Annotated in this window: 16 protein-coding genes; 6 read left to right on the top strand and 10 right to left on the bottom strand. The window is 32.5% G+C overall.

The features are described from left to right. Window positions 1-96 precede the first annotated feature (96 nt). Window positions 97-567, bottom strand: coding sequence for a 6,7-dimethyl-8-ribityllumazine synthase (gene ribH / locus ACYQ5R_RS10935; RefSeq protein ID WP_460190981.1), 471 nt, complete (start codon window positions 565-567; stop codon window positions 97-99). Between the two features lie 18 nt (window positions 568-585). Continuing rightward, a complete protein-coding gene (locus ACYQ5R_RS10930) occupies window positions 586-1,353 on the bottom strand; it encodes a tetratricopeptide repeat protein (protein ID WP_460190980.1) in 768 nt (255 codons plus the stop codon). Window positions 1,354-1,470: 117 nt separating this feature from the next. Here ACYQ5R_RS10930 and recF point away from each other — a divergent pair, with 117 nt between their 5' ends. Beyond that, window positions 1,471-2,550, top strand: a complete 1,080-nt coding sequence (recF, locus tag ACYQ5R_RS10925; RefSeq protein ID WP_460190979.1) for a DNA replication/repair protein RecF — start codon at window positions 1,471-1,473, stop codon at window positions 2,548-2,550. After that, window positions 2,550-2,846, top strand: a complete 297-nt coding sequence (locus tag ACYQ5R_RS10920) for a DciA family protein (protein ID WP_460190978.1) — start codon at window positions 2,550-2,552, stop codon at window positions 2,844-2,846. The genes recF and ACYQ5R_RS10920 overlap by 1 nt, the downstream gene beginning before the upstream one ends. On the opposite strand, the gene ACYQ5R_RS10915 is transcribed toward ACYQ5R_RS10920, so the two are convergent. The 3 genes from ACYQ5R_RS10915 to ACYQ5R_RS10905 all read right to left on the bottom strand — a co-directional run bounded on the left by ACYQ5R_RS10915 (window position 2,838) and on the right by ACYQ5R_RS10905 (window position 4,870). After that, entirely contained in the window at window positions 2,838-3,221 is a 384-nt protein-coding gene (locus ACYQ5R_RS10915) for a hypothetical protein (RefSeq protein ID WP_460190977.1), read from the bottom strand. The genes ACYQ5R_RS10920 and ACYQ5R_RS10915 overlap by 9 nt on opposite strands. Before the next feature lie 132 nt (window positions 3,222-3,353). Then, window positions 3,354-3,773 carry a nucleoside-diphosphate kinase gene (locus ACYQ5R_RS10910; RefSeq protein ID WP_460190976.1) on the bottom strand — a complete coding sequence of 140 codons (420 nt, stop codon included), beginning with the start codon at window positions 3,771-3,773 and terminating at the stop codon, window positions 3,354-3,356. A 65-nt stretch (window positions 3,774-3,838) separates the two neighbouring features. Next, a complete protein-coding gene (locus ACYQ5R_RS10905) occupies window positions 3,839-4,870 on the bottom strand; it encodes an alkaline phosphatase D family protein (RefSeq protein ID WP_460190975.1) in 1,032 nt (343 codons plus the stop codon). A 76-nt stretch (window positions 4,871-4,946) separates the two neighbouring features. Between ACYQ5R_RS10905 and ACYQ5R_RS10900 the strand changes: the two genes are divergently transcribed. From ACYQ5R_RS10900 to ACYQ5R_RS10885, 4 genes are read left to right on the top strand one after another with little or no spacing between them, the layout of a single operon-like run. After that, the gene (locus ACYQ5R_RS10900) at window positions 4,947-5,981 is read left to right on the top strand and encodes a DHH family phosphoesterase (protein WP_460190974.1); all 1,035 of its coding nucleotides are present in this window, start codon (window positions 4,947-4,949) and stop codon (window positions 5,979-5,981) included. After that, window positions 5,968-6,519: a gliding motility-associated peptidyl-prolyl isomerase GldI gene (gene gldI, locus ACYQ5R_RS10895; RefSeq protein ID WP_460190973.1), complete on the top strand. Its 552-nt coding sequence runs from the start codon at window positions 5,968-5,970 to the stop codon at window positions 6,517-6,519. Before ACYQ5R_RS10900 ends, gldI begins: the two co-directional genes overlap by 14 nt. After that, window positions 6,519-7,637, top strand: coding sequence for a peptidylprolyl isomerase (locus tag ACYQ5R_RS10890; RefSeq protein WP_460190972.1), 1,119 nt, complete (start codon window positions 6,519-6,521; stop codon window positions 7,635-7,637). The genes gldI and ACYQ5R_RS10890 overlap by 1 nt, the downstream gene beginning before the upstream one ends. Then, the gene (locus ACYQ5R_RS10885) at window positions 7,637-8,206 is read left to right on the top strand and encodes a phosphatase PAP2 family protein (RefSeq protein WP_460190971.1); all 570 of its coding nucleotides are present in this window, start codon (window positions 7,637-7,639) and stop codon (window positions 8,204-8,206) included. The genes ACYQ5R_RS10890 and ACYQ5R_RS10885 overlap by 1 nt, the downstream gene beginning before the upstream one ends. Here ACYQ5R_RS10885 and ACYQ5R_RS10880 read toward each other — a convergent pair whose 3' ends face one another. The 5 genes from ACYQ5R_RS10880 to meaB are packed head-to-tail and all read right to left on the bottom strand — an operon-like array spanning window position 8,207 to window position 12,839. Then, complete coding sequence (locus tag ACYQ5R_RS10880) at window positions 8,207-8,878, bottom strand: hypothetical protein (RefSeq protein ID WP_460190970.1); 672 nt, start codon at window positions 8,876-8,878, stop codon at window positions 8,207-8,209. 10 nt (window positions 8,879-8,888) lie between these two features. Then, entirely contained in the window at window positions 8,889-10,523 is a 1,635-nt protein-coding gene (locus ACYQ5R_RS10875; RefSeq protein WP_460190969.1) for an ArnT family glycosyltransferase, read from the bottom strand. Next, window positions 10,520-11,140 carry a lipid-A-disaccharide synthase N-terminal domain-containing protein gene (locus ACYQ5R_RS10870; RefSeq protein WP_460190968.1) on the bottom strand — a complete coding sequence of 207 codons (621 nt, stop codon included), beginning with the start codon at window positions 11,138-11,140 and terminating at the stop codon, window positions 10,520-10,522. Before ACYQ5R_RS10870 ends, ACYQ5R_RS10875 begins: the two co-directional genes overlap by 4 nt. Then, complete coding sequence (locus ACYQ5R_RS10865; RefSeq protein WP_460190967.1) at window positions 11,140-11,853, bottom strand: glycosyltransferase family 2 protein; 714 nt, start codon at window positions 11,851-11,853, stop codon at window positions 11,140-11,142. The genes ACYQ5R_RS10870 and ACYQ5R_RS10865 overlap by 1 nt, the downstream gene beginning before the upstream one ends. Next, window positions 11,850-12,839, bottom strand: a complete 990-nt coding sequence (gene meaB / locus ACYQ5R_RS10860) for a methylmalonyl Co-A mutase-associated GTPase MeaB (RefSeq protein WP_460190966.1) — start codon at window positions 12,837-12,839, stop codon at window positions 11,850-11,852. The genes ACYQ5R_RS10865 and meaB overlap by 4 nt, the downstream gene beginning before the upstream one ends. Between the last annotated feature and the right edge of the window lies 1 nt (window position 12,840).

Here is a 12,840-nt window from a genome sequence, read left to right as displayed (position 1 = left end):
ATAAACAAATTAGCGGTATTCAAATTTACAGAATTTAATCTGCCTATTCAAACTTTATGAATAAATTTAAGAGAGTTTTAAGAGCTGAAAAAAATACTATAATGCGGCCATCTTAATGGCTGCAACTGCACACTCAACTCCCTTATTACCTAATGCACCACCAGACCTATCGATAGATTGTTGCATGGTATTGTCTGTTAATACACAGAAAATTGTAGGGGTATTGTATGTTAAATTTAAGTCTTTAATACCTTGAGTAACGCCATCACAAACGAAATCAAAATGTTTTGTTTCTCCTTGAATAACACACCCAATAGCAATAACAGCATCTACATTTTGGGTATCTAACATTCTTTTGCAACCATAAATAAGTTCAAAACTACCTGGTACATCCCATCGAATGATGTTGTTAGGTAAGGCACCATTTTCAACAAGGGTATCTAGCGCTCCTTTATAAAGGCCTTCTGTTATTTGTTCGTTCCATTCAGAAACAACAATCCCAAACCGAAAATCTTTCGCGTTTGGGACTTTTCTTTTATCATATGATGACAAATTTGTAGTTGCCATATGTGTATTTTTTAGTGCTTATTCAGCGTATTTTGCTCTATTGATATAGATTGCTATATCTGTAGCTTCTTTTGACTTAGGGTAATCATTTTGAATTTGTTCAAAATAACCTAATGCCTTTTTACTTTCTCCCAAATCTAAAGCAGTATTACCGGCTTTAAATAAGTATAAAGGAGTAGTAAATGAATTGTCTTTTAATTTAGCAGCTGCTTCATAATAAGATAAAGCATCTTCTAATTGCTCTAAATTAGCAAAAGCGTCTCCAATAGCTCCTTTAGCAATTGGTCCTAAATTAGCATCATCTGAACTAAAGTTCTCTAAATAGCTAATTGCTTCTTCGTATTGATTTAATGCTAAGTATGAAATACCTGCATAGTAGTTCGCTAAATTTCCAGCACTTGTACCTGAGTATTCGTCAGCAATATCAACAAATCCATATTTACCATCTGCACCATCTAATGCAAGCGTGTATAATGAATCTGCAGAAACAGTTGAAGTTAAGGCTTGATTAAAATGTTTTCTAGGGAAAGCCAATTCATCAGCAGCTACTTTTTCTCCTGGATCTGCTACGTATTTAGTGTAGCCCATATATGCAATCATACCAACTACAATTAATCCTACTAAACCAAAAATTGCTTTTTGATTTTTTAAGACCCAAGCTTCAGATCTTGAAGCTGATTCATCAAGAGTGTTAAATACTTCAGCAGTAGCACTTTGTTCTTGTACTACTTTTCTTTCACGCTTTGTTCCTTTCGCTTTATTTCCGCTCTTTTTATACGTTGCCATGCTTTGGTTTAAAATTTTGGTAGGCGCAAAAGTATAATTTTTAATTGTAAAGTAAAAGTCTATGTATCGCAAAATTTTAATAATTTGCACTTCCTTATTTCAACCCGAATTACAGCAATGCATTTAAAGAATTTGAGTTTAGTAAACTTTAAGAATTTTGAGTCGAAATCTTTTGATTTTCAAGATACCATTAACTGCTTTGTAGGGAATAATGGCGTTGGAAAAACAAATGTTCTAGACGCGATTTATTACTTGTCTTTTGGTAAAAGTTACTTTAATCCTATTGCTTCTCAGAACATTAGGCACGAAGAGGCATTTTTTTTAGTTGAAGGTAATTATACCATTAATGATAAAACAGAAACAGTGCTATGTAGCTTAAAAAAAGGGCAAAAGAAGATTATAAAAAGAAATGGAAAGGAGTACGAGCGATTTGCAGATCATATTGGCTCTATACCATTAGTAATTATTTCTCCAGCGGACAGAGATTTAATTATTGAAGGAAGCGAAACAAGGCGTAAATTTATAGATGGTGTAATTGCTCAATCTGATAAGAGTTATTTACAGGCTCTATTGAGCTATAATAATATAGTGGCACAGCGGAATACCTTATTAAAATATTTTGCTGCCAATAGAACATTTGATGCACTTAATTTGGAGGTGTATAATGAGCAAATGGCGCATTACGGGAAAGAGATTTTTGAAAAACGTGTAACGTTTTTAGAACATTTCTCACAAATTTTTGAAGCGAGTTACAACGCTATTAGCAGTGGTAAAGAGAAAGTAGCAGTTACCTATAAATCTCAGTTGCATGATGCGAAGATGTTAGATTTGTTGGTACAACAATTAGAACGAGATAGAGTACTGCAATACAGTAGTGCAGGTGTACATAAAGATGATTTATTGTTTACTATTGAAGGATACCCAGTTAAAAAGTTTGGGAGTCAAGGGCAACAAAAATCTTTCTTGATTGCCCTTAAGTTAGCTCAATTTGAATTTTTGAAAATACAATCATCAATGAAGCCATTGCTTCTACTAGATGATATATTTGATAAGTTAGATGACACACGTGTCGGTCAAATTATTAACTTGGTGAATAAAGATACTTTTGGTCAGCTATTTATTAGTGACACTCATAAAGAGCGAACAGAAGAGGTAGTGAAGAGAACTAATCAACCCTATAAAATATTTGAATTGTAATGGCAAGAAGGAACAATGAAGCTTTTAGTATAAAGGATTTGATGAAGGATGTTTTAAAGGAGAACAAACTTACTAAAGGTATGTTAGAACTTTCTGTTAAAGAAGCATGGGATAAACTAATGGGACCGGGAGTTGTCAGTTATACAGAATCTTTGGACCTAAACCAACAAACCTTAACTGTAAGACTTAAATCCTCTGTTCTTAGAGAAGAGTTAAGCTATGGAAAAGAAAAAATAATAGCAATGATTAACGAGGAAATAGGTCAAATCGCTATTAAGAAAATTACTTTACTTTGATATTGCAGTCAAATTGTTTAAAAATTCAATTTCATCCATATTTTCATATAGGTGATAACTCCAAACTAATTTGTCTTGATGTTTCATTATAGATTTAACCATAGATGCCAAATCTGGCTGCGCTGTAACGCAAATAATATCTACATTGCTATTCCAGCTGCTTGTGTACTGAGTAACGATTTGAAGTTTTTCCAAATAGTCAATTGGTGGCGTATACTTTTCGGTGGCCGTACAGTCATAAATTATTTTAGAAAGTTTGCTAATTCTAACAGTTTCGATTATTTCTACAAATGCATGAATTAACTCATCTTTTTTTATTTCTTTTTCAAAAGTAGCAATTACTGAATTGTCTAAGTAATTGATTTTAAAACTCATGGGGGGGCATGTTTTTAAATTGGTTTAATAAAAAAATAATGAACGTAAAGCAAATATAAGAATGCTTTGCTAAAAAACGAAAAAACCAACCTCAAAAAAAGTTGGTTTAACGATGTATTTGAAAAATTTCTTTTAAAATTGCTGTCTTCCTGCGAAATGAAAATCTCCCTCAATTGCAGCATTATCGTCACTATCACTTCCATGAATGGCATTTTCACCTAGAGAAGTAGCATATAATTTTCTAATAGTGCCTTCTGCGGCATCGTCTGGGTTTGTGGCACCAATTAATGTTCTAAAGTCTTCAACAGCATTTTCTTTTTCTAAAATTGCTGCAACAATAGGTCCTCGTGTCATGTATTCAACTAACTCAACAAAAAATGGACGTTCGTTGTGAATAGCGTAAAAAGTTTCAGCATCAGCCTTTGTCATTTGTGTCATTTTCATTGCTACAATACGAAAACCTGAAGCATTGATTTTTTCTAAAATTGCACCGATGTGACCGTTCTCAATCGCATCAGGCTTAATCATTGTAAATGTTCTATTTGTTGCCATTTATAGTTTTATTTTTTCTCGGCGCAAATTTAGCTTTTTCTTTGAATTTAAAAGTTATTTAAATGCTAATATTTTTGCACGTGGTTTTGTTGAACGCTGTCTTTCACACCGCGCATTTCCATTATAGCTTCTTTACGATCTAAATTCAAAGTAATCAAACCGTAACTTGGTTGATTTACAAGATTTCCAATTCTGTATTTGTTAGGTTCTCCTTTATTCATTGTTGCTGAATGGGTAAGACCACTACTGGTAAAATCAATAACAGGATAAGGCAAACCTTCAACTTCGTTTTTAGAGAAATCTGAAATGTGTCTGTCTCCGGATAAGATAATTGTATTTTTAGTTTGTGTTTCTATAAGCAACTTTTCAAGCTTGTCAATTTCATGTGGCATATTAGCCCAAGTTTCCCAACCATGCTCTCCAGATAAAACCTGAATGCTCGAAACAATTATTGTAAAGTCTGTTGAATTGGTTTCTAGTGTATTTTCTAACCATTGCCATTGCTGAGAACCTAATAAGGTTCCTTCACCATATTTATTTGGTGAATAACGTTTATAAAAAACGCTTCTATCTTCTGGAGTTGTATTTCTGTTTAATGGAGTTCTAAAATATCGTGTATCTAATAAAATAATGTTAATACTGTATTCTCCAGCATTAAATACTTCATTGTGATAAGTACCCTCTCTGTTTCTTCTTTCGTCGTTTTTAGGAACATCGAAAAAATTTAGAAAAAGTTGTTGAGCTTCTACTTTTTTTTCGAATTCCTCACCGCCATCATTAACTCCGTAATCATGATCATCCCATACACCAAGAACGGTTCTAGATTTTATAAATTCGGCATATTGAGGATGTGATTTTTGTTTTTGATATTTCGCCTCCATTTCATTCATATCCTTCGTATCGGCATATACGTTGTCTCCTCCCCAAATCCATACATCAGGGTTGTGTTTAGCAATTTCTTGCCACAGTGTATTTTCTAAATCTTGATTGTTACAAGAACCAAATGCAATAGTAAATTTTGAAGGTGTTTTGACTTCTTTTTTTGAGCAACTTACTAAACTTGTTAAAGCACAAATCGTTATTATAATATATTTCATTTTATGGTTGATTTTGGACAAATATACACTCGTAAAAATAAACTGAAGAATATTTAAAGTTGTATATTCGCAGCTTATGACAAAAGACCAAATTAAAGAAGTTAAGGCGTTATTATCTAAGCCAAAAAAAATTGTAATAATTCCGCATAAAAACCCAGATGGCGATGCCATTGGAGCCAGTTTAGCGATGTATCACTTCTTAAAATTGTCGCATCATGTTACAGTGGTTGCGCCAAATGATTATCCGGTATTTTTGAAATGGTTACCTAGTGAGAAAGGAGCGATTAAATTTTTTGATCGTCAAAACAATCAGTCTAAAAAAGCGTTGAAATCCGCGGATATTGTTTTCTTGTTAGATTTTAATGCGTTGCACAGATTAGGTACTGACATGGAGAAGACAGTAGTAAAGTTTGAGGGGACTTTTATTATGATTGATCACCACCAACAACCAGATTCTCTAACTGAATATATTTATTCGGATACTTCTATGAGTTCTACTTGCGAGATGGTGTATAATTTTATTCATATGCTTAATCTTACAGATAGAATTGATTCTGATATTGCGACTTGTTTGTATACAGGTATAATGACGGATACAGGTTCATTTAGATTTTCTTCAACAACATCTGTAACCCATCGTATAATTGCTGAGCTTATTGAAAAAGGAGCTGACAACTCTAGAATTCATACAAGTGTTTATGATAATAATTCTTATGATAGAATACAATTACTTGGTAAGGCTTTGTCGAACATGAAAATTATTCCAGAGTTTAAAACTGCTTATATTACTCTGACAAGCGACGAATTAGTTGCATTTAACTATCAGAAAGGAGATACAGAAGGTGTTGTAAACTATGCTTTATCTGTTGAGGGGGTTATTTTTGCAGCAATTTTTATTGAAGATGTTGAGCAAAGAATTATTAAAATTTCTTTGCGCTCTAAAGGAACATTTTCAGTGAATCAGTTTGCAAGAAACCATTTTAATGGTGGAGGTCATGATAATGCTGCTGGTGGTAGAACTGAGATTTCTATGGTTGATACTGTAACACAATTTTTAGATTTGCTACCTATGTATAAAGTGCAATTATTAAATAGTGATGTCGAAGTCTAAAGCATTTTTACTTTTAATATTAATATTTGTAGCATGGAGTTGTACTTCGCCAAAGCCAAGAAGACCTATTGCACATCGTTCTGATTCATTTTTTCAAAATTCAGTTGCACTTAATAAAAGGATAAATGAAGCTCAAACTAAGGCGATAAGCGAATACATTGTGTTAGATAGTTTAATTAGTTACACCATTTCTCCTCAAGGATTTTGGTATGCGTCAATTAATGAAAATAATGAATCAAGATCTACACCTACTATTGGAGACGAGGTTTTGTTTGAATACGAGATTTTTTCGATGCAAAATCAACTAATTTACGGAAAATCATTAATAGGGTTGCAAGTTTATACGATTGATAAGCAAGAAATGGAGGAGTCCGGATTGCAGAATGGCTTAAAGTTAATGCAACCAGGAGAGGAGTTTAAATTTATTTTCCCTTCTTTTCAAGCATATGGATTTGCCGGAGATCAAGAAAAAATAGGAATAAATCAACCTTTGATATATTACGTTAAATTAATAGAAATAAATAAAAAAGACGAATAATGAGAATTATGAAATTGGCCATATTAGCTATGGTGTTAGTTTTAGGAATTAGCTGCAAAAATGAAAAGTATACCAATTTAGATGATGGTTTATATGCTGTGTTTGAAAATGTAGTTGATAGCGTTGGGGCACTTAGTCCGGTTGTTGTAAAATTAGATTATAAGAATGTGCCTAGTACTGTTGCGAACTTTGTAACATTGGCAGAAGGAACAAATCCAAGAGTTTCAGAAGAGTATGCAGGTAAGCCATTTTATGATGGATTAAAGTTTCACAGAGTTATGAGTTTAGCAAATGGAGATTCTGATGATTTTATGGTTCAAGGTGGTTGCCCTTTTGGGACAGGAATGGGAGATCCAGGATATAAATTTAAAGATGAATTTCCAGAAGATGAAGAAGGAAATTTAATATATAGTCATGATAGAGCAGGTTTAATATCGATGGCAAATGCTGGTCCAAATGGCAATGGAAGTCAATTTTTTATAACCTTATCAGCACGTCCTCATTTAGATAGAAGACATAGCATTTTTGGAGAGGTTGTTGAAGGTTTAGAAGTTGTTCAGAACAATATTGTGGCGAATACAATTATTTCTCATGTTAAAATTATTAGAGTAGGTTCTGAAGCTAAAGTTTTTGATGCTGTAGCAACTTTTAACGCTATGTTTGAAGAAGAAGACAAGCTTAAAGAAGATATAGTAAATAGATTAAATGAATTGTCTACTAACATGACAGAATCTGAGTCTAAATTGAAATATATAGTATTAGATGAAGGTACAGGAGAGAAACCAGCAATTAATGCCGATATAACAATTGCTTACCAAGTATATCATATGGATGGTACTCTTTTAGATACCAATATTAAAGAAGTTGCTCAAAAATGGGGAACGTATAACCAACAGAGAGAAGTTAGAGGAGGGTACACTCCATTTCCTGGTAAATATAGTATGGAAGGTCAGTTGATTCAAGGGTTTAAAGAAGCTATTCAGCAATTAAATTATGGTGGAAAAGTATTTACTCACGTTCCTTATTTCTTGGCTTATGGTGAGCAAGGAAGACCAGGTATTGCTCCAAAGTCTGATTTAATTTTTGAAATTCAAATTTTTAAACCAGAAGCAAAATAGTGTTAGATCGCATTATTGAAATAGATACTCAATTATTGATTTTTATCAATAATCTTGGTACAGAGCAATGGGATGGATTTTGGTTGTTTATGTCAGCCAAATGGGCATCTATCCCATTGTACTGTATTGTACTTTATTTTATGTTTAAACATCTAGGTACAAAAAAAGCTCTTTTTGCCTTATTATTTATTGGTATTTTAATCGCAATGTCAGATCAAACATCAAATCTGTTTAAGTATGGTTTTGAGCGTTTAAGACCTTGCCACAACGAGTCAATTAAAGATTTGATTCGATTGGTAAAACCAAGCTGTGGTGGTAAATACGCCTTTTTCTCTGCGCACGCGTCAACATCTGTGGTAATTGCCGTATTCTGTAGTTTATTGTTGTCTAGCTCAGAACGCTACCTGCCTTATGGTTTGATTGCGTTTGCTGTTTTGGTAGGTTTTAGCAGAATTTATTTGGGCGTACACTTTCCTTTTGATGTTTTATTTGGCTTTTTTATTGGAGCTTCATATGCCTACCTAATGTATAAATTATACAATTGGATGGCTAAAAAATATGATTGGTAATTAATGTTTATAAACCTCTTTATTGTAGGGATACAGGTAAATAAGTAAGAAAATTACGGCAAAGGCTAATTCGTATAATTCCCATTTTTTATTAGAAGGCATAAAGGCCAAAAAGCCGGTTGCTAAAATGAACGCAAGAATGTGTTGTAATTGAGCTATAGGTACAGCAAAATTATTAACTAGATTTTTTATTACTTTAACTTTTCTATATAAAATGGGTAGTATTATTAAATAAATAACCAATACAATGGTTAGGATTTGACTAAAAACAAGTTTATTTATTTTAGTATCGCCAACAACCATATTATGTAAATTCGTTTCTTGCTGGGCGTTATTTTCTTTAAAATATTCAGAAGATTCAATACCAAAAATTCTCTGACCCCAAGAAATTTCTTCTCCTGCACCAAAAAAGAATAATAAAACCATACCTAGTATCCCCAATTTCCAAAGTATACCCTTGTATTTACCAATTTTAATTACTCTAGAAATCAATAGTATGCTAATGCATAATAATAAAATGGCTGTACCGTATTCTGCAAAGCCATCTTCGTTAGCATAATTCTTTAAAAAGAATTCTTCGTTCGTATTAGAAAAATAAATTCCACCAACATATACCAGTGTTATAAGAGCAAAGGCTATTTTTTCAAAACGAGTTACAACAATTTTTTCCATGTGATTTATTTTATTCAAAAGTACGTTTTTTTGTTACGAGGTAATAATTTTCAATAAGCCTGTTCCTAACTTTACTAGTGTAATTCATATCAAAAATGGTATGTAATTCAACAAGATAATCTTTGGAAATTTGCGTAAGAATATCTGTGTCATTTTCAGAAATGAAAATTCCAAAACGCTCATCATTTACTAATTCAATCTCTTCTACAGAATTTAATACTGGCATTTTTTTACCATAGTGCCAAATCATTTCTGGAGTTAGATTCTTGTAACTATAGCTCAAAATTTCTAATGAAGGCTCTATTGTTGATGATAGCTCAGCAATATTCTTAAAATTTTTATTTGTGAAAGTTGCTTTTGTAAATGGCGTTGCAAACAAGAGTAAGCTTAACATCAGTATTGCATTGGCAAAAAAGGCATTTTTAAAATTACTTAGCCTAAACTGGCTTAATAAATACCACCCAATTGTAAAACAACTTATTGATAAAAGAATGAACCAAAGCCATAAGCCATCAAACACCTCACGAAATGCGACAAATAACAGAATTGGTATGGCAAAAGAAACCACAATCATTAAAATAAAATGGGCTCTAACTGGCAATTTTTGATGCTTTTTGAATTGGTTAAAATGTAAAATAATGTTTTCTATGTATACGCCAATAGTTAGAGATAAAGGAAACAAAACTGGTACTAAATATCTTGATTTTTTCTCTGGTATAACGGAAAGTAAGATCAATGCTGCAATGGTCCAAATAAACGCAAAGCGATACCATTTTCTATCTGATGCATATTTTTTTATAAACCCAAAAAATAGGCTTCCCAATGCTAGTATGGTCCAAATACCTGATTGGGTAAAGAAACTCCAGTAGTAATAAAAAGGCCTCACATTATAACTTCCCCAATTAGAAGTCTCTCTTTCTGTTATTGCTAAAAAAGTTTCTGGGTCTGCCATTCTAACGTAAAAAAACCACCAACCACCAATAATAAGTGCTGCAATAATAACGGCAACAAAAGGAACTACTTTAGATTTGAATTTTGTAGGTTTTAAAACTATAAAGTAGGCAATCAAGAAAGGTAAGAACATCACATACAATGAAACGGGACCTTTACTTAAGATAGAAAACCCAATTAAAATTGATGAGAAAAAAATATTTGTTACAGGGTTACCATTATTTCTAAAATAAGATATCAAGTAAAATAATCCTGCTAGCATAAACCCGTGAGTAAATAAATCCCATGGAGCCTCATTTGTGATACCTACAATGTAAAAAGAGGTGATTAATACAAATGCACTAACAATACTTAATAAATTGTTCTTGGTTATAAACTTGGTAATTTTATAGGTAAATATTCCTGAAAATGGTACCATTAGAATAACTGGTAATCTATAGGCTAAAACACTTTTAATACCAAATAGAGCGGCTGATATTGCCGTTAGCCAAGTCGGTAAAGGAGGTTTTTGATATCTAGGTTCTCCATTCATAGTTGTAAGAATCCAATTACTATCAGTAAGCATTTCTCTTGCAGAAATAAAATTTCTAGCTTCCATTATGGTAACAACCAGTGTATCTAAATTTGGTATTAAACAAATTAAACAGATTAAAAATATACTTGATTTAGGATACTTTTCTATAAAACTGATCATGTTGACTTTTTTAAGAGAATAATATTTCTACCATAAACAATGCTACCAAATAAATGACCAATAAATAGTACAGGGTCTTTTCTTACAATTGCATAGCCTAATATTGCCAAAGAACCAATTAAGCTTAATAGCCAAAAACCAAGAGGTAATGAAGATTCTTTATTTTTTTCAGAATAAAGCCATTGGTAAACAAATCGCAATGTAAAAATTATCTGAGCAGCAGACCCCCAAATAAGTAACCACAGAGGTATGGCATCATTTCTAAATAAATTGGCAACATCTATCTTGTTATTGTTAAATCCATAGAGAACAATTGCTATTGGAACAACAATAATTATTGTTCGTAAAAAAAAAGGAGCTTTTTGCCAAGAACCTTGTAGATGCAAATTTCTTATATAAATAAAATAAGTAAGCGTTTGTCCAAGCATTATTGAGAAGTCGTCACGTAAATATCCATAAATAAAAAGTAGTAAGGAGGCCAGTAAACTCATTTGCCAAAATAGGGCAGGGGTAACTACTTTTTTAGCACGTTCAGATAAAGCCCATTGCACCAATAAGCGACCTGAAAATAAAATTTGGGCAAAAAAACCAATGCTTAAAACAATCCAGGTTTTCATTACCCTCTTTTTTCTATTGAATAATTAATGTATTTCTTTTTCATCCATAAATAGGCAAAACAGTCCATGAGTGGGCCAAGGAGACGATTCCATAAACCATATTTAGCTGTTCCAGCAATTCTTGGAAAGTGACTTACAGGTACTTGTTTAATTTTACCGTTTTGTAATAAAATCATAGCCGGCAAAAAACGATGTAAGCCTTTAAACATAGGAATGTTAGATGCGTAACTTGTTTTGATTACTTTAAGCGGACAACCCGTATCGTCCATACCATCATAAGTAAACGTTCTTCTGATGCCATTGGCAATTGTAGAACTTATATTTTTAACAAAAGAATCTTTCCTATTTGCCCTCACTCCCGTTACCAAATCATATTCTGGAATATCTTGTAATAATAGATTGAAATCTTTTGGATCTGTCTGTAAATCAGAATCGATATAACCAACTAATTCAGTCTCTACTGCTTGAAAACCAGCAGCTATAGCTGCACTCAAGCCACAGTTTTTTTCAAAACTGATAAAAGAGAAATCAAAGTTTCTGCTACATATTTCTTCAATCAATTGCTGGCTTTTATCCTTACTTCCGTCATTTACAAATAAAATTTTTGTCCTTACTGATGCTATTTTTAAATAGTCTGTTAATTCAGTTTCTACACGTTTTAAATTGTCCTCTTCATTATAGACAGGAACAACTATTGTAAATTGGTAGGTCATTCAGCGGTGTTTTTTAATAAATACTTCGCAGCAATAAACGGATGTAACTCTTTTTGTTGAATTTTGTTTTTTACGTTTTCTATTTGATTTTTAGTTGTTTTCGAATTTAGAAAGTGCTGGTAGGCACCCTCCTTTAATGTGTCTAAAAACCATTGAATAGCTTGTTTATTTCTACGTGTGCAAAAATACTCATTCTTTTTAGTCAAGTTAAAAAAGTTATCCATTATTAGTGCAATTTGTTCGATTCCTTTATTGTTTAGCGCGCTACAGGTTGCTACTTGAGGGGTCCAATTATTTTCTTTTGGAGGAAATAAATGTAAAGCTCTCTCAAATTCTAATTTGGCAAGTAAGGCTTGTTTTTCAAATACTCCATCTGCCTTATTAATTACAATGGCATCTGCCATTTCAATGATTCCTCTTTTAATTCCTTGAAGTTCATCTCCCGCATTCGCAAGCTTGAGAAGTAAAAAGAAGTCAACCATATTATGCACTGCCCATTCAGATTGACCAACACCAACAGTTTCTATAATTATAATTTCATAGCCAGCAGTTTCACAAAGTAAAATGGCTTCTCTAGTGTTTCTAGCTACACCGCCTAAAGTGTTGCCGGCTGGAGAAGGCCTTATAAAAACATCATTATTAGATGCAAGTATTTCCATTCTAGTTTTATCACCTAAAATACTTCCACCTTGTAAGGTGCTAGAAGGATCAACAGCCAATATTGCTATTTTTTTATTGAGTTTTAAGTAGTATTTACCAAGCGCCTCAATAAAAGTGCTTTTGCCAACACCAGGCACCCCTGTAATTCCAATTCTTAAAGAGTTATTTTTTATTTTATAGCACTGTTCAAGAATTTTAGTTGCCTTGTTTTGGTGCTTTGGATTTGTACTCTCTACCAAAGTAATCGCTCTACTCAATGCGGTAATATTACCGTTTTGAATTGAATCAACAATTTGATTAGCGGATAACGAATTAAAATTTTGCAAC

It is taken from the genome of Urechidicola sp. KH5 (genome assembly GCF_054661455.1).
Note: the sequence above shows the minus strand (reverse complement) of the source record. Positions and strands in the feature narration are given on the sequence as shown.